The organism is Mycetocola sp. BIGb0189 (assembly GCF_024810155.1).
Taxonomy (GTDB): Bacteria; Actinomycetota; Actinomycetes; order Actinomycetales; family Microbacteriaceae; genus Mycetocola; species Mycetocola lacteus.
In genome coordinates this window covers 87,314-112,598 of sequence record NZ_JANUED010000004.1, presented here as the reverse complement: position 1 = coordinate 112,598, position 25,285 = coordinate 87,314, and the positions used below count along the sequence as shown (strand labels likewise).

Here is a 25,285-nt window from a genome sequence, read left to right as displayed (position 1 = left end):
TCATCAGATCGGGTTTACAATTTTTTAGTGAATACCCCAGCTCTGCGCCTTGCCACCGAATCCGATATCCCCGCCATCGTGCCCCTGATCGTTCGCGCGTATCGCGGCAACGAGTCCGGCTGGACCAGCGAGGGCAACATGTTTGAGCACGACCGGATCGATGAGGTCGAGATGCTGGCCGAGCTGAGCATCCCCGATACCGACATGATCCTTGCCCACGCCGAGGACGGTGTGCTGGTGGGATGCGGCCTGATTCGAAAGATTGCCCCGGACCGCGCCTACTTCGGCCTGTTCGCGGTGAACCCCGACTATCAGGGTGGCGGCGTCGGCAAGGCCGTGCTCGCCCGGGTCGAGGAGCATGCGGCCACCGTCTTTGGGGTGGACGCGATCGAGATGACCGTGCTGGGCCCGCGCCCCGAGCTGGTCGAGTTCTACGGCCGCCGAGGCTATGTTCCCACCGGCGAGATCCGCGAGCTGCCCGCCGAGGTCATCCTCAGCGAGAGCGGCAAGCTCCTGGACATGAGCATGAAGGTGCTGCAGAAGGACCTGCACCCGGCCTCGGTCGCCGCCTAGGCGACCGCGGACCCTCCGGCCAGATTCCGGCCCGGGACTCTCGCGCCCGCTATCCTGGGAGGGTGAGTGTAAATCCTGAACTGCAGGGCCGCACCCTGCCGCCGAGCGCAAGTTATCTTGTGGGTCGCGAGAAGGTGCGCGAGTTTTCCCGTGCCGTCTTTGCCCAGAGCCCGCTGAACCACGATCCGGAAGCCGCGATCGCCGCGGGCTATGCCGACGTGGTCGCCCCGCCGACCTTCGCCGTGGTGGTGCAGGAGCACGCCCTCGCGGAACTGCTCGCGCTGCCGGACACCGGAATCGACTTTTCCCGCGTGGTCCACGGCGACCAGCGCTTCAGCTTCACCCGGCCCATCGTGGCCGGCGACCTGCTGACCGCAACCCTGACCGTAACCTCGGTCAAGACCCTCGGCGCGCACTCCATGGTGACCGCCGAATCCCGCATCGTGGATGCATCCGGCGACCACGTGGTCACCGCGATCTCCACCCTGGTTGTACGAGGTGACGAGTGAGCATCCCCCAGATTTCCGAGCTGACCGTGGGCGACATCGTCGCCGAGCGGACCATCGAACTCTCCCGCGACAGCCTGGTGCGTTACGCCGGTGCCTCGGGTGACTTCAACCCGATCCACTACCGGGACGACGTTGCCGAAAGTGTCGGCCTGCCCGGCGTTCTCGCCCACGGCATGCTGACCATGGGTCTCGCCGTGCAGCCCGTGGTCGACTGGGCCGGCGATCCCGGACGCGTGGAGGACTACCAGGTCCGCTTCACCCGTCCCGTGGTTGTAGACCCGCAGGATGGTGCCACCGTCTCGATCGCCGCCAAGATCGGTCAGATCGACGCCGAGGCGCAGACCGTCCGGGTCGACCTCACCGTGTCCTTCGCCGAGCAGACCGTTCTGGGCAAGGCCCAGGTGCGGGTGCGCCTGGCCGAGTCGCTCTAGCGTGGGCGTTCACACCCTCGCCGAGCTCACCACCTTCCAGGTGGGTGGGCCGATTGCAGCACTGTACGAACCGCAGACCCACGACCACCTGGTGGAAACCCTCCGCGAACTGTGGTCCGAGGGGGAGGAACCGCTGATTATCGGTGGCGGTTCCAACCTGGTTGCCGGAGACGAGGGCTATGACGGTCCGGTGGTGCGCATCGCGCACCCCGGACTCGAGGTGGTTCCCGCCGAGCCTGGTCGTATTGTGCTGCGTGTGAGCGCGGGTGTGGTGTGGGACGACCTGGTCGCCCACACGGTGTCTAACGGATGGAGTGGCCTCGAGGCACTGAGCGGGATTCCCGGCTCGGTCGGGGCCGCCCCCATCCAGAACATCGGTGCCTACGGCCAGGAGGTGTCGGCGGTGCTCAGCGCGGTCGAGCTGCTGGACCGTTATGGTGAGGATCCGGTCTGGGTGTCCGCCGATGAGCTCGAGCTCGGCTATCGCACCTCGGTGCTCAAGCGTCACCGCGGCGAGCCCGCCGAGCGTGACGCGGTGGTCCTGACCGTCGAATTTGTGCTGACCGATGCGGCGGGTAACAGTGCCCCGATCGCCTACGGGCAGCTCGCCGGTGCGCTGGGGGTCGAGCTCGGTGCCCAGCTGCCGGTGGCCGACGTGCGCGCCAGCGTGCTCGCCTTGCGGGCCAGCAAGGGCATGGTCCGGGATCTGTCGGACCGTGACACCTTCAGCGCCGGTTCCTTCTTCACCAACCCGATTGTGCCGCTGGCCGCCGCCCGCTCGCTGCCCGAGGACGCCCCGCGCTGGCCGGTCACCCCGGTCGCCGTGGAGCCCACGGTCATTCCGTTGGATCACTACACCGGCGAACTCCCCGGCTATGCCCCCACCGCGGCCCCCGAGCTGGTTAAGCTCAGCGCCGCCTGGCTGATCGAGCATGCGGGGATCTCCAAGGGATTCCGCCTGCCCGGATCGCGCGCCGCGATCTCCAGCAAGCACACCCTGGCCCTCACCAATACCGGCGGGGCCACCGGCGATGAGGTCGCCGCCCTGGCTCGTTTTGTGCAGGCTCGTGTCTCGGCGGAGTTCGGGGTGCAGCTGGTTCCCGAGCCGGTGCTGGTCGGCGTCGAAATTTAGTACCGCAAATCGGACCGGATTTATCACGATTCGGTCACGTACGTTATGCGTTTAACCTCTGGTCAGATGTTATTTCCTCGGAGCGTCTCCGGAAGCGGTTTTTGCTATTAGGGGAGCATTCACCTCCGCGTTACCTTCTGTCCCGGTCCCGTATTTCCATCCTGTTAGCGTGAGCGCAGCAGGACGATGAGGTAGTCAGGACCCGACCGATGAGGGCCTCCACTTCGTCCGCTACTGGAGGAAACAGACATGAAGGCTCAGCGCGGATGGGTTGTCGCGCTCGCGGCTGCCGCGATCGTGACCCTCGGACTCAGCGGATGCTCCGCCGACGCCGCCCCCGCCGACGGAGGCGCTAAGGCCGCCACCGCCACCAGCGCCAAGGACCTGGGAGGCATCGACAAGCTCGTCGAGGCCGCCAAGGCCGAGGGTCAGCTGAACGTGATCGCACTGCCCGAGGACTGGTCGAACTACGGCAAGATCATCTCCGGCTTCGAGAAGAAGTACGGCATCACCGTGAACTCCGCTTCGCCGGATGCCGCCAGCGCCGAGGAAATCAAGGCTGCCAAGGACCTCAAGGGCCAGAACACCGCCCCCGACGTCTTCGACCTGGGCACCGCCGTGACCCTGGCGAACACCGACCAGTTCGCCAAGTACCAGGTGGAGAACTGGGCCGACATCCCCGACGCCAACAAGGAGAAGTCGGGCCTGTGGTACAACGACTACACCGGTGTGATGTCGATCGGTTATGACTCCAACAAGGTTCCCGCCCCCACCAAGCTCAGCGACCTGCTGGGTAAGGACTACGCCGGTAAGGTTGCCATCAACGGTGACCCGACCCAGGCCGGTGCCGCCTTCGCTGCCGTGGGCATGGCCACCGTGCAGAACGGCGGAACCCTGGATGACTACAGCAAGGGCATCGAGTTCTTCTCGGACCTGAAGAAGGCCGGAAACTTCCTGCCCCTGGACCCCACCCCGGCGACCATCGCCTCGGGTGAGACCCCGGTTGTCTTCGACTGGAACTACAACAACATGGCTCAGGAGTCCAAGGTTCCCGGTTGGAAGACCGTGGTTCTGGACGGCGACGCCCTCGGTTCCTACTACAACCAGGCCATCAACGTAGACGCACCGCACCCGGCCGCTGCTCGCCTGTGGCAGGAGTGGATCTACTCCGACGAGGTCCAGAACCTCTACCTCCAGGCCGGCGCACTGCCCGTTCGCCTCGCCGCGATGGACAAGGCCGGCACCGTGGACAAGAAGGCCCTCGACGCCGTGGGTGTCGAGCCGACCTCGCTGATCCAGGCCACCCCGGAGCAGACCGAAAAGGCCGCTAAGCTCCTCGGTGAAAAGTGGGCGGCTGCGGTTCAGTAAATGACCCCATCCGGCTCTGCCCGGACCCGCCGGCTTCCTCGCAACAGCGGGGGAGCCGGCGGTCTGGGCTCGGCGCAGCGGCTGATTCCGGGCCTCGGCCTGGTTCCGTTTGCGCTCTACGTACTGATTTTTCTGCTGATCCCCACGGTTCTCGCGCTCACCACCGGTTTCTTTAACCGTTCCGGCGCGTTTACCTGGGACAACGTCGCGGCCCTTGTCGACCCGACCGTTTTGAGCACCTTCGGGAACTCGCTCTGGATCTCGCTGCTCACCGCGGCACTCGGCGCCCTGATCGGTGCCGTGATCTGCTACGCGCTGCTCTCGTTCTCGCCGACCTCGCGCCTGCGCGCCTCGGTCGAGGCCATCTCCAGCGTGCTGGCACAGTTCGGTGGTGTGATGCTCGCGTTCGCGTTCATCGCCACGATCGGTGTGCAGGGTCTGCTGACCGTCCTGCTCAAGGATGTCTTCGGCTTTGCCCTCTACCCGGGCGAAATCTGGCTCTACCAGATGCCCGGCCTCATCCTTCCCTATCTGTACTTCCAGATTCCGCTGATGGTACTGACCTTCATGCCCGCGCTCTCGGGTCTCAAGCCCGCGTGGACCGAGGCCAACGCGACCCTGGGCGGAACCTCCTGGACCTTCTGGCGTCGTGTCGGCATCCCCGTGCTGGCCCCCGCGTTCGCCGGTGGATTCCTGCTGCTGTTTGCCAACTCCTTCTCGGCGTATGCAACCGCGGCCGCCCTGATCAGTCAGGGCTCCCAGATTGTGCCGCTGCAGATTCGTACCGCCCTGATCTCCGAAACCGTGCTCGGCCGGGAGAACCTGGCCGGTGCACTGGCGCTGGGCATGATCGTGATCATGATTGTGCTGATGCTCGGCTACTCGGCCCTGCAGGCCCGAACCGCGAGGTGGCAAAAGTGAGCGCCGTGAAAACCCTGGGTTCGGCCCGCAAGGTGCGTGCCTCGCACTCGCTGGCCCCGCGTCGTCCCTTCGCGGTTATCGTGCTGGTGGTCTTCGGACTGCTGTTTTCACTCCCGCTGATCGCGATGGTGGAGTTCAGCCTGCGCACCACCACCGGTCACGGACTCGAGCACTGGACCGGACTTTTTGATCCGGCCAACGAGTTCCGCTATCGCCCGCTGTTTGGCGGCCTGGTGGAGTCACTGACCCTGGCCCTGATCGCGATTGCGATCGTGATCCTGGTGCTGCTGCCCACAACCCTGCTGGTGCGCCTGCGCTTCCCCAAGCTGGTGCGGGTACTGGAGTTCATCACCGTGATTCCGATCGCTATCCCCGCGATCGCCCTGGTGGTGGGTCTGGCGCCGGTGTTCGGCGCGAGCATCCGGATCCTCGGTTCGGGCACCCTGGTGCTCGGCCTGATCTACGGTGTGCTGGTGCTGCCGTTTGCCGCACGTGCGCTGGATGCCAGCATTCGCGCGGTGGATGTCCCGACCCTGGTGGAGGCCGCGCGTTCGCTCGGTGCCTCCTGGCCGCGGATCTTCCTGCGGATTCTGCTCCCGGTGCTGCGTCGCGGCATCGTGGCGGCGGCGTTCATCTCCATCGCGGTGGTGCTTGGCGAGTACACCATCGCGTCCCTGTTGAACCGGCAGAACCTGCAGGTCGCGATCGTGGGAATCTCCCGCAGCGACCCGTATGTCGCGGTGATCTTCTCGCTGCTCGCCCTCGCCTTCGTAACCGCGCTGCTCGCGGTGATCGGGCGTATTGCGACTCCCAAACGAAAGGTCTTTGATGTCTGATCCGACCCCCACCACACAGCGCTCCGGCGTGAGCGTGCGCTTCCGTGCGGTCACCAAGGAGTATGGGGCACAGCGTGCGCTGAACGGGCTGGACCTCGACATCCAGCCGGGCGAGTTTGTGGCCCTGCTCGGCCCCTCGGGCTGTGGCAAGACCACCGCCCTGCGCTCGCTTGCGGGCCTGGAAACCGTGACCAGCGGCGAGCTGCTGATCGACGGGGAGGACGTGACCCGGGTTCCGGTGAACCGTCGCGACCTGGGGATGGTATTCCAGTCGTACTCGCTGTTCCCCAACCTCAACGTGATCGAGAACGTGGAGTTCGGCCTGCGCACCCGCAAGGTGCCCGCAGCCGAGCGCACCGCTCGCGCCCAAGAGATGCTGGACCGGGTGGGCCTGGGTGACTTCGCCGAGCGCTTCGCCCACCAGCTCTCCGGTGGTCAGCAGCAGCGTGTGGCACTGGCTCGCGCGCTGGTCACGCGTCCGCGCGTGCTGCTGCTGGACGAGCCGCTCTCGGCGCTGGACGCCAAGGTACGCACCCAGCTGCGGGACGAGATCCGGCGCATCCAGCTGGACCTCGGCATCACCACGGTGTTTGTGACCCACGACCAGGAGGAGGCCCTCGCGGTCGCCGACCGGATCGCGGTCATGAACTCGGGCAAGATCGATCAGATCGGCACCCCCGAGGAGCTGTACCGCCGCCCGGAGACCGGGTTCGTGGCCAACTTCATCGGGCAGTCGACCCTGCTCACCGCGCTGGTCCACGAGGGCCGGATCGCGCTGCTCGGCCGCGAGATCGACCTGACCGATCCGCTGCCCGAGGGTGCGCTGGCCCGCGTGCGGGTGCGTCCGGAAAACCTGGCGCTGGAGTCGTTTGAACACGGCGAGGGCGAGCCCGGTGCCGTGGTGACCACGAGCTTCCTCGGCTCGCTGCGTCGCACCACCGTGCACCTCGACTCGGGTCTCTCGATCGTGGTGCAGCACTCGGCCGAAGACACCCCCGAGGTCGAATCCCGCGTGCGCGTGCGCCTGCTGCAGGACGTGGTCACCGCCCACGTGGACTAGTCGTTTACCGCATCCTCAAACACGAACGCCCGGCGGATTCAATCCGCCGGGCGTTCGTGTTTGCGTTTGTGTTCGTGAGCCGGAGAGCCGTGCTCGTGTTAGCTGTCTGCTCACCAGGGAGCGCGCTATTCGGCCTCGGTGATCGGGGTTACCGTCGCATTCACCCCGGAAAGTAGCGCGGCGGCGGGCACCAGGATTCCGTGCCGGTGGGAACCCGAGCCCAGGCCGATCCAGGAATCCTCGGGCAAGTCGGCGATGCTCGCATCGGCGAAGACCGGCAGCGCGGTGGTGGTGCCGAGCGGGGTGATGGTGCCGCGCTCAAAGCCGGTAGCCTCCAACGCGAGGTCGGCGTGGGGGAGGGCGAGGCGGTTCACGCCCACGGCCTGGCGCAGCAGCGGCCAGGAAATCTTGCGACCCCCGGGCACCAGCGCCAGCAGGAAGCTGCCATCGTGGCGACGGATCACCAGGGTCTTGACTAGCGCCCCGGGCTCAATCCCGATCTGCGCGGCCGCATCGGCCAGGCTTGTCGCCGGGCCGCGCTCGCGCACCCGAATCGGGATCCCACGCGCCTCGGCGTCGGCCACCACACGCTGGGTGCCCTCGGGCAGATCGGTCACGGCGGGCGCGGCGGTTTCAGTCATGCTGAGAAAAACAGCCGCCTGCCCGCCCGCATTCCCCGATTGTCGGATTCGGGCCGGAAACACGAATGCCGCCCACCTCGCGGTGAGCGGCATTCGTGGTGGTGAACCTAGCGGCTGAAGAGCTTCTGCAGGCGCTGGATGCCCTCGAGCAGGGCGTCGTCGCCGAGGGCGTAGCTGAAGCGAAGGTAGCCGGAGGGGCCGAAGGCTTCGCCGGGAACGGCGGCCACCTCGGCGGCGTCGAGCATCAGGTCGGCCAGTTCCAGCGAGGTGGTCGGAGTCACGCCCGCCCACTCCTGACCCAGCAGGCCACGAACGTCGGCGTAGACGTAGAACGCACCCTCGGGGGTCGGCACCGAGACGCCCTCGATCTTGTTGAGCTCGGTGACGATGGTCTTGCGGCGACGATCAAACGCCACGCGCATCGCCTCGACCTCGTCCTGCGGACCGTTCAGTGCGGCGATCGCCGCCCGCTGGGCAATGTTGTTGACGTTGCCCGAGAGGTGGGACTGTAGGTTGGTCAGGGCCTTGATCGCGTCGGCCGGACCCACGGTCCAGCCCACCCGCCAGCCGGTCATCGCATAGGTCTTGGCCACACCGTTGACCAGCAGGGTCTGGTTCGCCAGCGCCGGGACGGCCTCGAGGATCGAGATCGCGCGGGCACCGTCATAGGTGAGGTTCTGGTAGATCTCATCGCTGATGATCCAGATGCCGTGTTCGAGGGCCCACTCGCCGATGGCGCGGGTTTCCTCGGGGGAGTACACGGCCCCGGTGGGGTTGGAGGGCGATACAAACAGCAGGATCTTGGTGCGCTCGGTGCGGGCTGCCTCAAGCTGTTCGAGGGTGACCTTATAGCCGGCCTCGGCGTCGGCGAAGACGTCGATCGCGGTGCCGCCGGCCAGCGCGATGACCTCGGGGTAGGTGGTCCAATACGGGGTGGGGACGATGACCTCGTCACCGTCGTTCAGCAGCACCTGGAAGGCTTCATAGACCGACTGCTTGCCACCGTTGGTCACCACAACCTGGTTGGCGGCGATCTCGATCCCCGAGTCGCGCAGCGTCTTTGCCACGATGGCCTCGCGCAGCTCGGGAAGTCCGGCGGCGGGGGTGTAGCGGTGGTTCTTGGGATCCTTGACGGCGGCCGCCGCGGCCTCCACAATGTGGGCCGGGGTCGCGAAATCGGGTTCACCCGCCGCATAGCTAATAACCGGGCGACCCTGCGCCTGGAGGGCCTTGGCCTTCGCATCAACCTTGAGCGTGGCGGATTCGGCGATGGCGGAAATCTTCGTGGAGAGGCGCGGTGTAGTAGTCACCCCCTGATCGTATCCAGAAATCCCCTGGAAAGTCACCGGGATTACGCCGGTTTTCTGCGCACGGATGCGCGGATCCGTCTGGGTAGCGGGACGGACGGGCGCCGAACTAGCCGACCGGCTCGCTCACGCTGGGCATGACACCCTCCAACGCGCTGAGCACCGGCACCAGTTCGGGCAGCTCGCGGGCGGCTTCGAGGGCCTCGGCGAGAGCACGGTCGTGGGTGGGGCGGGCGCGGTCCAGGGCCGCGTGGCCGGCGGCGGTCAGCTCGGTGTAGATGCCGCGGCGATCATCGGCGCAGAGGATCCGGGTCAGCAGCGAGCGTTCCTCCAACCGGGTGACCAGGCGCGTGGTGGCGCTACTGGAGAGCGCGGTTGCGCGGGCGAGCTGCTGCATGCGCATGTGCCAGCCGTCCTGGCGGTTCAGCGCATCGAGCACCGTGTATTCCACCATCGAGAGTCCGTGTTCGGACTGCAGGGCCCGTTCGATCGTGGTATCGATCAGCCCGTGTAGTGCGGCGACTGCACGCCATCCGCTGGCACGAACCTCGACGGCACTGTCTGCAATACCCATGTCAACTCCCTTGCGGTCGCCTCCAGTGTACCAATCACGCGGGTAGTGCGCTTAAGCAACTAGTTTGCCTAACGCGAACACCGCGGGGCTCCGCAAATCCGGACCGATCGGACGGTCGGGCTAGGCGCTGCGGGGGTGGATAACGTACGCTGTTTCTTGCGCAGCGCGGCACGCCAGCCGGGGCTGGCTATCGGACCCCGAGAAAGGTCCCGATATGTCCGCCACCAACGCCACCGCCCTACCGCCCGCGCGTTTCAGCCTGGCCGGTCCGAAGTTTGGCACCGCGCTTCCCGTCCTGCTGCTGGTCTTGACCGCGGTCACCGGCATCGTCGATGCGATCAGCGTGCTTGAACTCGGCCGGGTATTCGTGGCGAACATGACCGGCAACGTGGTCTCGATTGGGTTCGCCCTCGCCGGCGCTCCGCACTTCTCACTGACCGGATCCATCTTTGCCCTCGCCGGCTACATCCTGGGTGCGGGGCTCGGAGGATACGTCATGGCGCGTATTCATCTGGCTCCGGTCCGCGCCTTCCGCAATGTGATGGGTGTGGTGGTGCTGGCGTTTGCCGGAGTGGTGGCGATGGCCTGGATCACCGGAGCGGAGGCCCCGATGATTCAGCACATCATGGTTGCGCTGATGGCCACCGCCCTGGGCGTCCAGGGCGCGGCGGCCCGGGCGCTCGGGGTGCCGGATCTCAGCACCACGGTACTCACGATGACCATCACCGGGTTGGTGGCGGATATCTGGGGTGGGAAATCCGGGGCGCTCACCCGGCGCATCCTGGCGGTCGCGGCGATGCTGATTGGTGCCTTTACCGGGGGAGTGCTCGTGCTCAATGCGGGAATTCCGGTGGCGCTGAGTGTGGTGCTGCTGATTCAGATTGTGGTGCTGGTGTCGATGTGGGACCTGGCGCGCAAGAGCTAACGCCCGGTTTGCGCATCCCGGAATCATCGGTTAGAGTTTCACATAGCCACAGACCGCCGGTTCTGTTGTGGTGTGCAAACGCCACACAGCGAAGGTTCCCCAGGGAACGGCCCGCGTAGGTAACGAAAAGGATTTTTACAGCTGCCCCGTGCAAATGTTGTCTCCCGCTCCGGTACCTGTGCCGGAGCATTTTTTATGCCTCGGTGGGAAATGGTGCACATCGCTTCCGCGATGTGGGAACCAATACACAAGGAGTAAGCCATGGCGAACAAGGAAGCCGCGGTTGCCGAGCTCACGGAGAAATTCCAGAGCTCGACTGCCGTACTGCTGACCGAGTACCGCGGCCTCACTGTCGCACAGCTCAAGGCGCTGCGCGTTTCCATCAGTGAAGACGCAACCTACGCCGTGGTGAAGAACACGCTGACCAAGATTGCGGCCAACAACGCCGGCATTACCTCGTTTGACGACGAGCTTGCTGGTCCGACCGCCGTCGCTTTCGTTCACGGTGACCCCGTCGCCGTGGCAAAGCAGCTGCGTGCCTTCGCCAAGGCAAACCCTCAGCTCATCGTCAAGGGCGGTTTCTTCGATGGAAACCCCCTCACCGCTGCTGAGGTCGGCAAGCTCGCCGATCTCGAGTCCCGCGAAGTTCTGCTCGGCAAGCTTGCCGGCGCCTTCAAGGCCTCGCTGTTCGGAGCCGCTTATCTGTTCAACGCACCGCTCTCCAAGGCCGTTCGCACGGTCGAGGCGCTGCGTGAGAAGCAGGAGTCCGCAGCCTAGGTTCTACCTAGGAATGCGGTGAGTAACTAAGAAACTATAAGGAGAAACATCATGGCAAAGCTGTCTACTGAAGAACTGCTGAACGCGTTCAAGGAGCTCACCCTCATCGAGCTGTCCGAGTTCGTCAAGGCCTTCGAGGAGACCTTCGAGGTCACCGCCGCCGCTCCCGTTGCTGTTGCTGGTGCTGCTGCTCCGGCCGCTGCTGCTGAAGAGGCTGAAGAGAAGACCGACTTCGACGTTATCCTCGAGGCTGCTGGCGACAAGAAGATCCAGGTCATCAAGGTTGTGCGCGAGCTGACCTCGCTGGGTCTGGGCGAGGCCAAGGCTGTTGTCGACGGTGCCCCCAAGGCTGTGCTCGAGGGCGCAAACAAGGAAGCCGCCGAGAAGGCAAAGGCTGCTCTGGAAGAGGCTGGCGCAACCGTTACCGTCAAGTAATTTGGGCTCCGCGAGGAGCACTTACTTGAGCGTAATGCGCTGAGTCGATCTTCTGATCGCATTCGTAACGCGTGGCACCCCCGGGTGCCACGCGTTACCGCGTTAAATACCGGAATTCAGGATTTATATAGCTTGGCTATGTATTATGGATCCATGTCCAGTTCTGATTTATCCACCTCGCGGCGTGATCTGCACGCCATCCTGGGCGACCTCGTGTTTTCGGCACACCGACTCACCCGCATCGCCGCCCACTCCACCTCCAGCACCGAATCTCCGGCGATCTGGCGCACCCTCGACGCCCTGAACACCTCCGGGCCGATGCGCACCGGCGAACTTGCCCGGCACGGACGGGTGTCCCAGCCCACGATGAGTAAGATCATCCGGCTGCTGGAACAGCGCGGCTGGGTGGCCCGCGTGGCCGACCCGACCGATGCCCGCGCAACCGTGCTGGAACTCTCCGCCGAGGGCCGCGCGGCCCTGGCGAACTGGCGTGAAACCGTGCTGACCGCGCTCACCCCTCGGTTTGAGGCGCTTTCGGATGAGCAGCTGAATACGCTGGATTCCGCCGCCGGGATCCTCGCCGAGCTCGTGAGCATCTCCGGTTCGGTGGGACCGGGAGCTCCCGAGGTAGCCGAGCTGCCCGAGGAGGGCGAGCCTACCGAGTCCGTTGTGTCCGGCTCCGCCGATGCCGCGGGTTCCGGCTCCGCCGCCGACTCGGGTTCTGCCGATGACTCGGATTCCGACGCGTCCGCCGCCCGGGAGGCCCGCGCATGAGCGGCCACGCCACCACCGTACCGGACGCTCCCAGCATGTGGAAGCAGCCCACCGCGGTCTGGGCCGTGGTCTTCGCCTCGGTGATCGCATTCATGGGCATCGGCCTGGTGGACCCGATCCTCCCGGCCATCGCCAAGGATCTTGACGCCACCCCGGCCCAGGCTGAGCTCCTCTTTACCTCGTACCTGCTGGTCACCGCCCTGGCGATGTTCTTCTCCAGCTGGATCTCCAGCCGCCTGGGGGCCAAGCGCACGCTGCTGCTGGGCCTGGTCATCATCGTGGTCTTCGCCCTGGGGGCGGCACTCTCGGGCAGCGTGGACGAGATCATCGGCTTCCGCGCCGGCTGGGGGCTGGGCAACGCCCTCTTCATCTCCACCGCCCTGGCAACCATCGTGGGCGCCGCCAGCGGTGGTGCCGGCTCGGCCATCGTGCTGTACGAGGCGGCGCTGGGTGTGGGCATCGCCGTGGGCCCGCTGCTGGGTGGCCTGCTGGGGAACATCTCCTGGCGCGGACCGTTCTTCGGGACCGCAAGCCTGATGGCTATCGGGTTCATCGCGATCCTGACGATCCTCAAGAAGGACCCCGCTAAGCCTGCCCCGGTCAAATTCACCGCGGCCTTTAGCGCCCTGCGCCGCCCGGTCCTGGCCCTGCTGGCCGCCACCGCATTCTTCTACAACGTGGCGTTCTTTATCCTGCTGGCCTATAGCCCGTTCCCGCTGGAGCTCGGGGCCACCGGACTCGGTTTTGTGTTCTTCGGATGGGGTGTGGCCCTGGCGATCACCAGCGTGGTGGTGGCCCCGATCCTGCTGCGGCACTTCCGCCGCTCGCGGCTGCTGATGGTGGTGCTGACCGCCTTGACCGTGGATCTGATCGCCGCCGGACTCGTGGTCCATAACCGGACCGGGCTGATTATCGCGATCATCGTGGGCGGGTTGATCCTCGGTATTTCCAACACGGTGTTGACCGAGGCGGTCATGGAATCCACCGATCTGCCGCGCTCGGTGGCCTCCTCGGCGTACTCGGGTGTGCGGTTCCTTGGTGGCGCGGTGGCCCCGCCCGTGGGCGCGCTACTCGCCGCGGCGATCGCCCCCGCGGCCCCGTATTACCTGGCCGCGGCCGCCGCGCTGATCGGGGTGCTGATCCTGATCCTGGGACGCAAGGCCCTGGTTACCGCGGATGAGGGTCACGAAAGTGCGGCCGAGGAGGCTGCGGATATCGTGCTGGGGGATGCGGCCTAGTTGTGTGGTTGTGACGGCGGGCTCGGAGCGATCCGAGCCCGCCGTTTTGTGCCAGAAGACGATTTCCCTGATCCGGGCAGAAATATAACGAAGCCATGGGAATTCGGATAATGCGTTGTTCTGCTCTGGGCACGCTGTTAGGCTGACTGGCCTTAGCAGCCATCACTCAAAGGAGCGTGACTATGCCCAAAGCAGTCTTCCCCAGAATCGGCCTGCACCGTGAATCTCCGTACCCCTCGCGCCGCTCATCCCGAGCCCGTTCGCGTGTGGTCTTCAGCATCGCCGTCGCCGGCGTGAGTATCGGTGCCTTGACGGCATGTGGTGGTCCCGGAGGAGGGGGACCGGCCGCCGAAAACTCGAACACCGTGACCATCGCCACCAATATCGGTGGTGAGGAGGCGGCACAGTTGGAAAAGTCCTGGGCCACGTGGGCCAAGGACAACAACATCACCATCAAACTGAATACCGATAAGGGGTTTGAGCAACGTATTCAGTCGCAGGTTCAGGCCAATAAGACCCCGGATCTGGCGATCTTCTCCCAGCCCGGGTTGCTCGCCGACCTAGCGAAGAAGAAGGCCCTGCAACCGGCCAATGACGAGGTGCAGGCGGCGCTGAAAAAGAACTATCCTGCAGACTGGCAGCGCTATGGAACCGTTGATGGCACCGTCTACGGGGTGCCGATCCTGGCAACCGTCAAGGGCTTCATCTGGTATTCGCCCAGCCTGTTCGCCGAGCGAGGCTGGAACGTACCGGACACCTGGCAGGGGCTGCTGGACCTGACAGCCAAGATCCAGGCCGACACCTCCGCTCCGCCCTGGTGCGCGGGATTCTCCGCCGGCGCGGCCAGTGGCTGGCCCGGAACCGACTGGATCGAGGACGTGGTCCTGCGTCAGTCCGGTCCCGAGGTTTATGACGACTGGGTGGAAAACAAGATCCCCTTCAGCGATCCGCGCATTCAGTCGGCGTTTGAGGAGACCGGCAAGATTCTGTTAAACCCCGACTACGTCAATGCGGGATTCGGAAGCTCCACCTCGATCAACGCCACCGGCTATGGCGATGAGATTGCCGCCGCCTTTAAATCCGGCAAGTGTGTCCTCACCCACCAGGCCTCCTTCTTCGGCACCTTTGCCCAGAGCGCGGGGCTCAGCGTCGGGCCCGACGCCGACCTGTGGGCCTTCCCGACCCCGGGATTTGGTGCCGACGGCGGCAAGAACAACGCGGTTACCGGTGCCGGCGATACCGTAGCGGCCTTCAACACCAAGGCTGCCTCGGCCAAGGTCCTCGCCTATTTGGCCTCGCCCGAGTGGGCAAACTCCCGGGTCAAGCTCGGGGGCGTGATCTCGCCCAACACCGGGCTAGATCCCGACGCCGCATCGAGCCCGATCCTGAAGGAGTCGATTTCGGTTCTGCAAAACCCCGACATTACCTTCCGGTTCGATGCCTCCGACCTGATGCCCGCGGCGGTCGGCACCACCTCGTTCCTCACCGGAATCACCGACTGGATCGACGGGGGATCCCTACCGGATATCACCAGGAAAATCGACGCCAGCTGGCCCGTCAAGTAGCCGGTAGGGCGCACAATGCCTGAACTTTTTGACTGGATAGCCACGCTGCCGGTACTGCTTCAGGGTGTGGTCATCATCGCGGTGTTTGTGGCCGTGGTGGGACTGATCGTCCTGGCGGTGGAGTACCTTCCGCGGCCCGGCCGGGGCGGAACGATCTTCCGGATCTCCCTGGCCGTGCTGGTGCCGGTGATCATCCTGGCACTCCTGCACACGTACGACATCGCGATCGCCGCCGGCGCGCTGGTTGGGCTGGGACTGTTCCTGCTCGACCGGCGCGCCCGCCGGGGTGCGGGATCACTCCTCCAACTGTGGGCGTTTCTCGCCCCCGCCGGGGCGCTGCTGATCCTGGGCCTGGTGATCCCGTTTATCCGTACCGTGCTGTTTGCGTTTCAGGATGATTCGGGCACCGTATTTGTGGGCTTCGAGAACTTTGCCTGGATCTTCTCCAACCCGGACAACCTGATCACCGTGGGGAACACGCTGATCTGGGTGCTGGTGGCACCCGCGGCCTCCACCATCCTGGGTCTGATCTACGCGGTGTTTATCGATAACAGCCGGGGCGAGAAGATCTACAAGCTGCTGGTATTTCTTCCCATGGCCATCTCGTTTGTCGGGGCATCGATCATCTGGCGTCTGGTTTACCAGGCCCGTCCCGCCGATGAGGCACAGGTCGGCCTGATGAACGCGGTGCTGGGGATGGTGGGATTGGGGCCGGTGGATCCGCTCTCCAGCGCCCCCGCCAACACCTTTGCGATGATCGTGGTCTTTGTGTGGATCCAGGTCGGATTCGCGATGGTGGTGCTCTCCGCTGCGATCAAGGGGGTGCCCGCCGAGCAGCATGAGGCGGCGGCCCTGGACGGTGCGAGCGCATTTCGTCGGTTTACCCAGGTCACCATCCCCTGGATTCGGCCCACCCTGATCGTGGTGCTCTCCACCGCCTCGATCGCCTCGCTCAAGGTGTTTGACATCGTCATCGCAATGACCAACGGCCGGAACTCTTCCGGGGTGCTGGCGCAACAGATGTATGAGCGCTTCACCCTGGGAGAAAACGGGCGGGCGGCGGCGTTTGCGCTGTTGCTGTGCATTCTGGTGATCCCGCTCATCGTGATTAACGTCCGCAATCTTCGTCGCAGCAGAGAGGGGCAGTAACATGGCCGCGAGTACGGTGCTTGATCCCAATACACGCCCGAATCTCCCACCTGAGAAACCGCGGACGCTCGATCGGGTACGCGAGAAACTCAGCTCCAAAACCGCGACCATCGCCGCCCTGCTGATCGCGATTCTCTGGACGCTCCCAACGCTTGGCCTCCTGGTTTCCTCCTTCCGCACCCCCGATGCGGTGGCCACCAGCGGATGGTGGACGGCGTTTACCGATGGCGGGTTGACCCTGGATAACTACGAGGCGATCTTCGACCCGACCCGGGTGTACGTGAATATTGGGGAGGGCCTGCTCAACTCGCTGGCCATCACCATCCCCGGCGCGATCCTCCCCCTGGGGCTTGCGCTGTTGGCCGCCTATGCGTTTGCGTGGATTCCGTTTCGCGGGCGCAATTGGATATTCATCGGCATCTTTGCGCTGCAGATCGTGCCGATTCAGATGGTCATGGTGCCGCTGCTTCGGCTCTTCAGCAGTGGGGAGATCTTTGGGACCGTGGTGGTCCGGCCGCTCGGAGGTGACAGTGGGTTCGCCTCAATCTGGCTGGCCCATACGATCCTGGCGCTCCCGTTGACGATCTTCCTGCTGCATAATTTCATCGCCAGTCTGCCCAACGACCTGTTCGAGGCCGCGCGGATTGACGGTGCCGGGCACGGGCAGATCTTCCTGAGGATCGTGCTGCCGCTGGCGATGCCGGCCATCGCCTCGATCGCGATCTTCCAGTTCCTCTGGGTATGGAACGACCTGCTCATCGCGCTGGTCTTCTCCAGTAGCGAGCAGAACCCGATCACCGTCATGCTGACCAATATGGTGGGCACCCAGGGGCAGAACACCTATCTGCTTTCGGCGGCGGCGTTTATCTCGATCATCATTCCGCTGCTGGTGTTCCTGGGGCTTCAGCGCTACTTCGTGCGCGGGCTGCTGGCCGGGGCAACCAAGGGATAGGATGCGTTTCCACACACGGTGGCGGTGCCGCCGGGCGCAGGTGCGGTACCGCCGCGTCAGACACCCATACGGGGTGGGATTGTCTCGCCCGTGTGTCGGGGAAGCGGGAGTATGCTGACCGCATGAGTATGCGCGCAGCGAGGGTGACAAATAAGGGAGTCCGAGCCCCGGGACTCCGGGAAAACGCGGCCCGATGAGTATGCGGGGACCCGGCGGCGGAGGCGGCCGCGGCGGCGGACGGGTGAGCGGTGCGGACGAGTCCGCCCAGCGCGCCATGAACGCGCAGGCCCCAAAAATCCCGCACCTGCTGCGCCGAATCTTCACCCTGTTTGCCCCGTATAAACCCAAGATCATCGTCACGATCGCGTTGGTTCTGGTCGGGGCCGCGCTCTCGGTTCTCCCGCCGCTGCTGGTGTCCCGTGCGTTTGATGACGGGCTGTTCCCCAAGGACGGCACCCCGAACCTCCCGGTGCTGACCACCATCGTCATCACGATGATCGTCATTTTTGTGCTCTCCACCGCCCTCGGTGTCTGGCAAACCTGGCTCACCGCGACCGTGGGAAACTCGGTCATGGGCGACCTGCGGGTGCGCCTGTTCCGTCGCCTGCAGGAGATGGAGCTGAGCTTTTTCACCCGCACCAAGACCGGTGTGATCCAGTCGCGCCTGCAAAACGATGTGGGTGGGGTCTCCTCGGTCCTCACCAACACGATCTCCAGCGTGCTGGGCAACATCGTCACGGTGATCGCCGCACTGGTCGCGATGCTGATGCTCAACGTGCAGCTGACCATCATCGCGCTGATCCTGATGCCGGTCCTGGTCATCGCCCAGCGCCGGGTAGGCCAGGTGCGGGCGCGCATCGCGACCCAGACGCAGGAATCGCTCTCCGAGATGACCGCGATCACCCAGGAGACCCTGAGTGTCTCGGGCATCCTGCTGGCCAAGAGCTTCGGCCGTCAGGAAGCCGAGATCGGCCGCTACCAGTCGGCGAATAAGGTGCAGGTGGGCCTCCAGGTGCGCCAGCAGATGAGCGGCCAGTGGTTTTTCGCGATGGTCAACATCTTCCTCTCCTCGATCCCGGCGATCGTCTACCTGGTCTCGGGCTATCTGATCGCCGGCGGGGCGACGGATATTTCCGCCGGTGTGATCGTGGCCTTCACCACGGTGCAGTCGCGGTTGCTGTTCCCGCTGATCTCGATCATGCGGGTGGGCCTTGACCTGCAGACCTCGGGCGCGCTGTTTGCCCGCATCTTTGAATACCTCGACCTGAAGCCCGCGATCGCCGATGCGCCAAACGCGGTGAATGTGTCCCGGGCGAAGGGCCCGGCCGGGCAGATCGACTTCGACAACGTGACCTTCCGCTATCCCGATGCCTCGGAGAGCGAACCGGCGACCCTGGACGGGGTGAGTTTCAGTATCCGTCCCGGCCAGTTTGCCGCGTTTGTGGGCCCCAGCGGCGCCGGAAAAACCACGATCTCGTACCTGATTCCGCGCTTCTACGACTCCACCGGCGGGACCGTGCGCTTCTCGGGCACCGCGGTGACCGACCTGACCCACGAGTCCCTGGTTGAGCGCATCGGTGTGGTCAATCAGGAAACGTACCTGTTCCACGCGTCCATCGCCGAGAACCTGCGCTATGCCAAACCCGATGCGACCGACGCCGAGCTGGAGGCGGCCGCCCGCGCGGCCAACATCCACGACACCATCGCCCGTTTCCCCGAGGGCTACAACACCCTGGTGGGGGAGCGCGGCTACCGGCTCTCGGGTGGCGAAAAACAGCGGGTGGCCATCGCCCGGGTGCTGCTCAAGGATCCGCCCGTGCTGATTCTGGATGAGGCCACCAGTGCGCTGGACACCCTCTCCGAGCGGGTGGTGCAGCGTGCGCTGGAGCAGGCCTCGGAGGGACGCACCACCGTGGCGATCGCTCACCGGCTCTCCACCGTGGTGTCCGCGGACGTCATATTTGTGCTTGAGGGTGGGCATATCGTCGAGTCGGGAACGCACGAGGAACTGCTCGCTGCCGAGGGTTTGTATGCCCGTCTCTTCGCCGAGCAGATGCACGGCTAGCGGGCCATAATCGCCGAAACGTAACACTTGATTTCTGCCCGTTACAGTTAAGGTTGCGGACGACCATCCGCCGCCGCCCGAAAACCCCGGGTGCGAGTAAGGAATCACACACATGAAGTACGCAGAGTCCGTGGTGGACCTGATCGGCAACACCCCGCTGGTCAAGCTGAACCGGGTCACCGAGGGCATTACCGCAACCGTTTTGGTGAAGGTCGAGTACCTGAACCCCGGCGGCTCGGTGAAGGACCGCGTCGCGCTGAAGATGATCACCGAGGCCGAGAAGTCCGGTGAGCTGCTTCCGGGCGGCACGATCGTGGAACCCACCAGTGGAAACACCGGTGTGGGCCTGGCCCTGGTTGCCCAGCAGCGCGGATATCAGTGTGTGTTTGTCACCCCGGACAAGGTGGGTGAGGAAAAGCGCGACGTGCTGCGCGCCTACGGTGCCGAGGTGGTGGTGACCCCGACCTCGGTGAGCCCCGATTCTCCGCAGTCCTACTACGCGGTCTCGGACCGGTTGACCGCCGAGATCCCCGGGGCCTATAAGCCCAACCAGTTCTTCAACGACAACGGTCCGCTGAGCCACTACGAGTCCACCGGACCCGAGATCTGGCGCGACACCGACGGCAAGGTCACCCACTTCGTGGCCGGTGCCGGTACCGGCGGGACCATCTCGGGTGCCGCGCGCTACCTGCGCGAGGTGTCGAATGACGGCGTGCGGATCATCGCCGCCGATCCCGAGGGTTCGATCTACTCGGGTGGCACCGGTCGCCCCTACCTGGTTGAGGGTGTGGGCGAGGACATGTGGCCGGGTACCTACCATCCCGAGCTCGTGGATGAGGCGATCGCGATTGACGACGCCGAATCCTTCGCGATGACCCGCCGTCTGGCCCGCGAGGAGGGACTGCTCGTGGGTGGATCCTCCGGTATGGCCGTGGCCGCCGGACTCCGCGTGGCCCGGACCCTCGGCCCCGATGACGTGATGGTGATCCTGCTGCCGGATTCCGGCCGCGGCTACCTCACCAAGGTCTTCAACGACGGATGGATGCGCGACTTTGGGTACGACCACGGCGAGGGCGAGACCCTGGCAAGCGTGTTGCCCGCAGACGTGAGCGCCGCGCTTCCGCGCCTCGCCCCCGCGGACACCGTGACCGCCGCCGGCGCGCGTTTGCGCGAGCTCGGTCTGCCCGCCCTGCCGATCATCACGACCACCGCGGACCCGGTCCTCGGCGAGGTCTGGGGTGCGGTGCGCGAATCCGACCTGCTCGCCGGGCTGCTGGCCGGCGAGATCACCGCCGAGACGGCCGTGGACCGCGGCATCGGTGCGCCGATCGCCACCATCGGCTCGGGCCGCGGCATTGCCGAGGCACGCGTCGCCCTCGAGGAGCACGGCATCCTGCTGGTGCTGACCGACGGCAAGCCCGTGGCGATCCTGACCCCCGGCATCCTGATCGATGCCCTGGCCGCGAAGGCCACCGCATAATGAGCACCATCCATGGGGTTCCGGTGGCCGTGTTGGCCGCCACCGCGACCCACAACGTGTCCGGTGCCACCGGCGAGTGTCCGCGCTAATCGCCCCGTAACATCGCGTTTCGGGCGACCCCGTCGCCAGCCACTTTGGCGTGCCCCCGCACGCCCTCCCCGCGCCTCGCGCACACACGTTTTTTCCGAAAGGACACCCCATGACCCACTCCGAAGGCTTCGCCACCCGCGCCATCCACGCCGGCCAGGAATTTGATCCGACCACCGGTGCCGTGATCCCGCCGCTCTACCTCACCTCGACCTTCGTCCAGGCGCGGATGGGCCAGCTGCGCGGAGGCTACGAGTACTCCCGCGGCGGCAACCCCACCCGCACCTCGTTGGAAACCCAGATGGCGGCGCTGGATAACGCCAAGCATGCGATCACCTTCTCCTCGGGACTCGCGGCCGAGGACGGCCTGCTGCGCGCGATCCTGCGTCCCGGCGACCACGTGGTGATCGGCAACGACGCCTACGGCGGAAGCTACCGACTGATCAGCCGGATCTTCGGCCCGTGGGGCATCACCCACACGGTGGTGGACCTCGGCGACACCGCCGCGGTGGCCGCGGCGATCACCGATAACACCAAGCTGCTCTGGGTAGAGACCCCCTCCAACCCGCTGCTGGCGATCACCGACATTGCCGCGCTCGCCGAACTGGCCCATGCCAAGGACGTGCGCGTGCTGGTGGATAACACCTTTGCGACCCCGGTTTTGCAGCAGCCGCTGGCCCTCGGCGCGGACATCGTGGTGTACTCGACCACCAAGTACATCGGCGGCCACTCCGACGTCATCGGCGGCGCGATTGTGCTCAACGATGATGAACTGGCCGAGGCCGTGCGCTTCCAGCAGTTCGCCGTGGGTGCGATCTCCGCCCCGCTCGAGGCCTGGCTGACCACCCGCGGCATCAAGACCCTGCCGCTGCGCATGCGTCAGCACGGCGAGAACGCGCAGGCCGTGGCCGAGCTGCTGGAGTCGCGTCCCGAGGTCGAGCGTGTGTACTACCCGGGCCTGGAGAGCCACCCCGGACACGAGCTCGCCAAGAAGCAGATGAGCGGCTTTGGCGGCATGGTGTCCTTCGCCCTGCGTGGTGGACGCGAGGCGGCGATCGCGTTTGCCGAGAGCACCGAGCTGTTCCAGCTGGCCGAATCCCTCGGCGGCGTGGAATCGCTGATGAACTACCCGGCGCTGATGACCCACGCCTCGGTCGCCGGCACCGAGCTGGCCGTGCCGGACAACGTGCTGCGCCTCTCGGTGGGTGTGGAGGACGTGGCGGACCTGCTGGCCGATCTGGAGCGCGCCTTCGAGCGCACGGCCGCGCGGCTGGCCTAGAGTTCACCGTGGGGCTTCGCATGTGATCGCGGGCCGAACACTGACGTACACAACCGGGCGGATCCTCACTGCGAGGGTCCGCCCGGTTTCGTGTGGGCGAACCGAATCGGATGCCTCGGCCACGCAGAACGGGCGGGATGCCACGCTCAACGGTCACCGAGTGGGCGCCATACCCGAAACAAAGCCCGGAAACAGGGCGTCCCGCTCGGGGGACAACCGGTTACGAAGCGGTCATTCGGGCGCTGAGAACGGGCGGGGGTGGGCAAAAAATCGCGTGTTAGTTTGAGAAAATCATCCCCCACGCAGTTTCACTCAATGAGGAGAAGTACGTTCCGTGCACCCTCACTGTTTGCGTACCGAAACCGAGGCACCCGCATGACTTCCACCCTCGTCCCGCGTCGCGGGCTCCTTGAACGTCTGGGCCTGACCGCACCGATTGCGATCGGCCTGGCCGCGGTCACCGTCTTTTTGATTGGTGATGGCATCGAGTCCGTCTGGCTCGCCAACTACCTGCACACTACCGAGGGCTTCACCGTCGCCGAGGCCAGTGCGGTCATCACCGCCTATGGCATCGTGGTGGCCATCGCCTCCTTCTTCTCGGGTGCGCTGCCCGAGGCCTGGGGTGTGCGCCGCGTGATGACCATCGGACTGGTGGCCTTCCTCTTCTTCGCGGCCCTGTTCATCCTGGTGGCGCTGCCCTCGCAGAACCTCGGCCTGGTGATCGGGATCTACGCACTGCGCGGCATCGGCTATCCCTTCTTCGCCTACGGCTTCCTCACCTGGGTGCTCAACGCATCCGCCCCCGAGAAGCAGTCGCCGGTGGCCGGATGGTTCTGGTTCGCGTTCTCCAGCGGCATGCAGATCATCGGTCCGGCCCTGGCCAGCGTCCTGCTGCCCGGCGTCGGTGCCATCTCCACTCTCTGGGTGGGCTTCGCCCTGGCCGCGATCGGCGGCATCGCCGGCATCGCCTTCCTGGGTCGGACCGCGGCAAAGACCGAGTCCACCCGAGGCAACGCCACCGCGGCGCTGGCCCGTGGACTCTCGATCCTCTGGCGTCGTCCCAAGGTGTCGCTGCTGCTGATCGTCAAGGTGGTCAACCTCGCCGGTCCGCTGGCCGTGGCCGTGTTCTACGTGCCCTACCTGGTCTCCGAGATTCATCTGCCCGAGGCGCTGGCGATCAACGTGTTCACCGTCTACGGCATCTCGGCGGTGATTGGCAACGTGGTCTGGGGAAACCTGGGTAACCGGATCGGCTGGCATCGCTCAACCCAGTGGATCGCAACCCCGCTGTGTGCGCTGGGCATCTTCGCCTATTACTACATCCCGCAGCTGGTGGGCCCGAACTTCGCACTGATCGCCCTGGCCTCGGTGATCATGGGTGCCGGTGCCAGCGCGTATGTGCCGATGAACCCGCTGGCCATCGCGCACGGACACGGCGAGACCGGCGCGATCATGTCGGTGCTGAACCTGGGCGCGGGTCTCGCGGCCGTCGTGGGTCCGGGTCTGGTTGCCGCGCTGGTTGCGGTCACCGGATATCAGGGCATCGCCTGGGGGCTGATCGCGCTCTACGGTCTCGCGTTTGTCGTGACGATCTTCCTCAAGTTGCCCAATGAGGCCGAGCTGCGTAGCGCGCAGGCGGCCCAGCCGGCCGCGGTGCCGGTGGGCCACTAGTTCAGGAATTGAGCACTACCCGAACGCGGGCGGCTTCGGCCGCCCGCGTTTGTGGTTAGCGGGCCGAGTATCCGGCGCGGATCTCGGGACGGTGATCCGGCGTCGGGGCGGCGGCAATCTCCAGCTCCCAGCCGGGACGTGCTCCGGTGAGTGCCCAGGCGGCCTGAACCGCCCCGCCGTCGGCCACGTATTCGCCGGGGGTCGGGATGACCACCGGCACATCGAAGACCTGCGCGGCAATCCTCTGGACCGCGACATTCTGCGCGGCCCCGCCGATCACCAGGATCCGTCGGGCCGTGACCCCCTGCTCGCGGGCGGCATCCAGCCCGTCGGCCAGACCGCACAGCAGGCCCTCGATCGCCGCGCGGGCGAGGTTTGGTCGCACCGTGGAACCCAGCGTCATCCCAAACAGGGTCGCGGTGGCGTCGGGCAGGTTCGGGGTGCGCTCGCCCTCGAAGTAGGGCTGCAAGACCAGGCCGTCGGATCCCGGCTCGGCCTCGAGGGCCAGGCGGCCCAGCTCGGTGTGATCCACCCCGAGCAGCCCGGCAATCGCGTCGAGGATGCGGGCCGCGTTGAGCGTGCACACCAGCGGCAGGAATTCCCCCGAGGCGGCGGCAAAACCCGCGACGGTTCCGGTGGGATCATTGGGCGAGGCCTCGGTCACCGCAAACACGGTCCCGCTGGTGCCGATCGAGACCACCACGTCACCGCTCTGGGCCCCGAGACCGAGCCCCGCCGCCGCGTTGTCTCCGGCCCCACCGGCGACAACAATATGGTCGGCGATGCCCGCGGGATCGGCGGAGAGAGTGCCATCCAGCAGGCGGGCGTCGATTCCGGTGCCGGCGGCGGTGCCGGGGGCCACGATGGCGGGCAGGATCACGCCGGTGCCCGGTGTTCCGGCGGATCGTCCGGCTACCCCCAGCGCCCGGGCGAACAGGTCGAGGTCGTATTCGCCGGTGCGCGCCGACCAGTACGCGGTCCCCGAGGCATCGGAGACGTCGGTGCGCAGCTGCTCCAGGTCGGGCCCGAGCGGGCTTTCGCCGACGGGACCGTACCCGCGCAGTCGCCAGGTCAGCCAGTCGTGGGGGAGCGCGACCGCGGCCACCCGCGCGGCGTTTTCGGGTTCGGCATCGCGCAGCCAGCGCAGCTTGGTCGCGGTAAAGGAGGCTACCGGGACCACGCCCACCCGCTCGGCATAGGCCTCGGCACCGACCTCCTCGATCAGGTCGAGGGCCGCCTGGGCGCTGCGGGTATCGTTCCAGAGCAGGGCGTCGCGGATGACCCGGCCCTCGGTATCCAGCACCACCATGCCGTGCTGCTGACCGGCAACCGAGATCGCCGCGACATCGCTCAGCCCGCCGGCCTCGGTGATCGCGGTCCCCAGCGCCTCCCACCAGGCGGCGGGATCCACCGAGGTGCCCTCGGGATGGGATGCCCGGCCCTGACGCACCAGGCGCCCGGTCGCGGCATCACGAATAACAATCTTGCAGCTCTGGGTGGACGAATCGACACCGGCAACGAGGCTCATGGGGGTCC

Annotated in this window: 24 protein-coding genes; 20 read left to right on the top strand and 4 right to left on the bottom strand. The window is 65.8% G+C overall.

Annotated elements, in window-relative coordinates; translation table 11 throughout:
* The first annotated feature begins 27 nt into the window (after positions 1–27).
* The 8 genes from M2390_RS07530 to M2390_RS07495 all read left to right on the top strand — a co-directional run bounded on the left by M2390_RS07530 (position 28) and on the right by M2390_RS07495 (position 6,830).
* Positions 28–573, top strand: a complete 546-nt coding sequence (locus M2390_RS07530; RefSeq protein WP_259177856.1) for a GNAT family N-acetyltransferase — start codon at positions 28–30, stop codon at positions 571–573.
* Between the two features lie 62 nt (positions 574–635).
* Positions 636–1,082 carry a MaoC family dehydratase N-terminal domain-containing protein gene (locus M2390_RS07525; protein ID WP_121689370.1) on the top strand — a complete coding sequence of 149 codons (447 nt, stop codon included), beginning with the start codon at positions 636–638 and terminating at the stop codon, positions 1,080–1,082.
* Positions 1,083–1,084: 2 nt separating this feature from the next.
* Entirely contained in the window at positions 1,085–1,513 is a 429-nt protein-coding gene (locus M2390_RS07520) for a MaoC family dehydratase (RefSeq protein WP_245601316.1), read from the top strand.
* 1 nt (position 1,514) lies between these two features.
* Positions 1,515–2,645 (top strand): UDP-N-acetylmuramate dehydrogenase, encoded by a 1,131-nt coding sequence (locus tag M2390_RS07515; RefSeq protein ID WP_259177855.1) that lies wholly within the window; start codon positions 1,515–1,517, stop codon positions 2,643–2,645.
* Positions 2,646–2,894: 249 nt separating this feature from the next.
* The gene (locus tag M2390_RS07510; protein ID WP_121689368.1) at positions 2,895–4,013 is read left to right on the top strand and encodes an ABC transporter substrate-binding protein; all 1,119 of its coding nucleotides are present in this window, start codon (positions 2,895–2,897) and stop codon (positions 4,011–4,013) included.
* Positions 4,014–4,934: an ABC transporter permease subunit gene (locus tag M2390_RS07505; RefSeq protein WP_156027603.1), complete on the top strand. Its 921-nt coding sequence runs from the start codon at positions 4,014–4,016 to the stop codon at positions 4,932–4,934.
* Positions 4,931–5,770: an ABC transporter permease subunit gene (locus M2390_RS07500; protein WP_259177854.1), complete on the top strand. Its 840-nt coding sequence runs from the start codon at positions 4,931–4,933 to the stop codon at positions 5,768–5,770. The genes M2390_RS07505 and M2390_RS07500 overlap by 4 nt, the downstream gene beginning before the upstream one ends.
* Positions 5,763–6,830 carry an ABC transporter ATP-binding protein gene (locus M2390_RS07495; protein ID WP_030149289.1) on the top strand — a complete coding sequence of 356 codons (1,068 nt, stop codon included), beginning with the start codon at positions 5,763–5,765 and terminating at the stop codon, positions 6,828–6,830. The genes M2390_RS07500 and M2390_RS07495 overlap by 8 nt, the downstream gene beginning before the upstream one ends.
* Before the next feature lie 125 nt (positions 6,831–6,955).
* Here the strand turns inward: M2390_RS07495 and M2390_RS07490 are convergent, their stop codons facing one another.
* The 3 genes from M2390_RS07490 to M2390_RS07480 form a co-directional block, all read right to left on the bottom strand.
* Positions 6,956–7,471 (bottom strand): aminoacyl-tRNA deacylase, encoded by a 516-nt coding sequence (locus M2390_RS07490; RefSeq protein ID WP_259177853.1) that lies wholly within the window; start codon positions 7,469–7,471, stop codon positions 6,956–6,958.
* Between the two features lie 107 nt (positions 7,472–7,578).
* The gene (locus M2390_RS07485; RefSeq protein WP_259177852.1) at positions 7,579–8,781 is read right to left on the bottom strand and encodes a pyridoxal phosphate-dependent aminotransferase; all 1,203 of its coding nucleotides are present in this window, start codon (positions 8,779–8,781) and stop codon (positions 7,579–7,581) included.
* A 106-nt stretch (positions 8,782–8,887) separates the two neighbouring features.
* Entirely contained in the window at positions 8,888–9,352 is a 465-nt protein-coding gene (locus M2390_RS07480) for a MarR family winged helix-turn-helix transcriptional regulator (RefSeq protein ID WP_030149296.1), read from the bottom strand.
* Between the two features lie 214 nt (positions 9,353–9,566).
* Between M2390_RS07480 and M2390_RS07475 the strand changes: the two genes are divergently transcribed.
* The 12 genes from M2390_RS07475 to M2390_RS07420 all read left to right on the top strand — a co-directional run bounded on the left by M2390_RS07475 (position 9,567) and on the right by M2390_RS07420 (position 23,749).
* Complete coding sequence (locus M2390_RS07475; protein WP_259177851.1) at positions 9,567–10,277, top strand: YoaK family protein; 711 nt, start codon at positions 9,567–9,569, stop codon at positions 10,275–10,277.
* Between the two features lie 261 nt (positions 10,278–10,538).
* Positions 10,539–11,054: a 50S ribosomal protein L10 gene (rplJ, locus tag M2390_RS07470; protein ID WP_030149298.1), complete on the top strand. Its 516-nt coding sequence runs from the start codon at positions 10,539–10,541 to the stop codon at positions 11,052–11,054.
* Positions 11,055–11,105: 51 nt separating this feature from the next.
* A complete protein-coding gene (gene rplL / locus M2390_RS07465) occupies positions 11,106–11,489 on the top strand; it encodes a 50S ribosomal protein L7/L12 (protein WP_121689360.1) in 384 nt (127 codons plus the stop codon).
* A 153-nt stretch (positions 11,490–11,642) separates the two neighbouring features.
* On the top strand, positions 11,643–12,263 hold the full coding sequence (locus tag M2390_RS07460; protein ID WP_259177850.1) for a MarR family winged helix-turn-helix transcriptional regulator: 621 nt from the start codon (positions 11,643–11,645) through the stop codon (positions 12,261–12,263).
* Positions 12,260–13,501, top strand: a complete 1,242-nt coding sequence (locus M2390_RS07455) for an MFS transporter (protein ID WP_259177849.1) — start codon at positions 12,260–12,262, stop codon at positions 13,499–13,501. Before M2390_RS07460 ends, M2390_RS07455 begins: the two co-directional genes overlap by 4 nt.
* A gap of 182 nt (positions 13,502–13,683) precedes the next feature.
* On the top strand, positions 13,684–15,066 hold the full coding sequence (locus M2390_RS07450; protein ID WP_259177848.1) for an ABC transporter substrate-binding protein: 1,383 nt from the start codon (positions 13,684–13,686) through the stop codon (positions 15,064–15,066).
* A 15-nt stretch (positions 15,067–15,081) separates the two neighbouring features.
* Positions 15,082–16,215, top strand: coding sequence for a carbohydrate ABC transporter permease (locus tag M2390_RS07445; protein WP_259177847.1), 1,134 nt, complete (start codon positions 15,082–15,084; stop codon positions 16,213–16,215).
* A 1-nt stretch (position 16,216) separates the two neighbouring features.
* Positions 16,217–17,167 carry a carbohydrate ABC transporter permease gene (locus M2390_RS07440; protein WP_259177846.1) on the top strand — a complete coding sequence of 317 codons (951 nt, stop codon included), beginning with the start codon at positions 16,217–16,219 and terminating at the stop codon, positions 17,165–17,167.
* 199 nt (positions 17,168–17,366) lie between these two features.
* Positions 17,367–19,232, top strand: a complete 1,866-nt coding sequence (locus M2390_RS07435) for an ABC transporter ATP-binding protein (protein ID WP_259178067.1) — start codon at positions 17,367–17,369, stop codon at positions 19,230–19,232.
* Between the two features lie 112 nt (positions 19,233–19,344).
* The gene (locus tag M2390_RS07430) at positions 19,345–20,712 is read left to right on the top strand and encodes a cystathionine beta-synthase (protein ID WP_187976835.1); all 1,368 of its coding nucleotides are present in this window, start codon (positions 19,345–19,347) and stop codon (positions 20,710–20,712) included.
* 199 nt (positions 20,713–20,911) lie between these two features.
* Entirely contained in the window at positions 20,912–22,078 is a 1,167-nt protein-coding gene (locus M2390_RS07425; protein ID WP_259177845.1) for a cystathionine gamma-synthase, read from the top strand.
* 375 nt (positions 22,079–22,453) lie between these two features.
* On the top strand, positions 22,454–23,749 hold the full coding sequence (locus M2390_RS07420) for an MFS transporter (protein WP_259177844.1): 1,296 nt from the start codon (positions 22,454–22,456) through the stop codon (positions 23,747–23,749).
* A gap of 55 nt (positions 23,750–23,804) precedes the next feature.
* Here the strand turns inward: M2390_RS07420 and xylB are convergent, their stop codons facing one another.
* Entirely contained in the window at positions 23,805–25,277 is a 1,473-nt protein-coding gene (gene xylB / locus M2390_RS07415) for a xylulokinase (protein ID WP_259177843.1), read from the bottom strand.
* Positions 25,278–25,285 lie beyond the last annotated feature (8 nt).

What these genes read in the sequence shown, in the direction of transcription:
- M2390_RS07460 (WP_259177850.1), top strand. Translation starts at nt 11,643, where the DNA reads ATGTCCAGTTCTGATTTATCCACCTCGCGGCGTGATCTGCACGCCATC.
- M2390_RS07455 (WP_259177849.1), top strand. Translation starts at nt 12,260, where the DNA reads ATGAGCGGCCACGCCACCACCGTACCGGACGCTCCCAGCATGTGGAAG.
- M2390_RS07450 (WP_259177848.1), top strand. Translation starts at nt 13,684, where the DNA reads ATGCCCAAAGCAGTCTTCCCCAGAATCGGCCTGCACCGTGAATCTCCG.
- M2390_RS07495 (WP_030149289.1), top strand. Translation starts at nt 5,763, where the DNA reads ATGTCTGATCCGACCCCCACCACACAGCGCTCCGGCGTGAGCGTGCGC.
- M2390_RS07445 (WP_259177847.1), top strand. Translation starts at nt 15,082, where the DNA reads ATGCCTGAACTTTTTGACTGGATAGCCACGCTGCCGGTACTGCTTCAG.
- M2390_RS07435 (WP_259178067.1), top strand. Translation starts at nt 17,367, where the DNA reads ATGCGGGGACCCGGCGGCGGAGGCGGCCGCGGCGGCGGACGGGTGAGC.
- M2390_RS07475 (WP_259177851.1), top strand. Translation starts at nt 9,567, where the DNA reads ATGTCCGCCACCAACGCCACCGCCCTACCGCCCGCGCGTTTCAGCCTG.
- xylB (WP_259177843.1), bottom strand. Translation starts at nt 25,277, where the DNA reads ATGAGCCTCGTTGCCGGTGTCGATTCGTCCACCCAGAGCTGCAAGATT.
- M2390_RS07505 (WP_156027603.1), top strand. Translation starts at nt 4,014, where the DNA reads ATGACCCCATCCGGCTCTGCCCGGACCCGCCGGCTTCCTCGCAACAGC.
- M2390_RS07490 (WP_259177853.1), bottom strand. Translation starts at nt 7,471, where the DNA reads ATGACTGAAACCGCCGCGCCCGCCGTGACCGATCTGCCCGAGGGCACC.
- rplJ (WP_030149298.1), top strand. Translation starts at nt 10,539, where the DNA reads ATGGCGAACAAGGAAGCCGCGGTTGCCGAGCTCACGGAGAAATTCCAG.
- M2390_RS07510 (WP_121689368.1), top strand. Translation starts at nt 2,895, where the DNA reads ATGAAGGCTCAGCGCGGATGGGTTGTCGCGCTCGCGGCTGCCGCGATC.
- M2390_RS07430 (WP_187976835.1), top strand. Translation starts at nt 19,345, where the DNA reads ATGAAGTACGCAGAGTCCGTGGTGGACCTGATCGGCAACACCCCGCTG.
- M2390_RS07420 (WP_259177844.1), top strand. Translation starts at nt 22,454, where the DNA reads ATGACTTCCACCCTCGTCCCGCGTCGCGGGCTCCTTGAACGTCTGGGC.
- M2390_RS07480 (WP_030149296.1), bottom strand. Translation starts at nt 9,352, where the DNA reads ATGGGTATTGCAGACAGTGCCGTCGAGGTTCGTGCCAGCGGATGGCGT.
- rplL (WP_121689360.1), top strand. Translation starts at nt 11,106, where the DNA reads ATGGCAAAGCTGTCTACTGAAGAACTGCTGAACGCGTTCAAGGAGCTC.
- M2390_RS07440 (WP_259177846.1), top strand. Translation starts at nt 16,217, where the DNA reads ATGGCCGCGAGTACGGTGCTTGATCCCAATACACGCCCGAATCTCCCA.
- M2390_RS07425 (WP_259177845.1), top strand. Translation starts at nt 20,912, where the DNA reads ATGACCCACTCCGAAGGCTTCGCCACCCGCGCCATCCACGCCGGCCAG.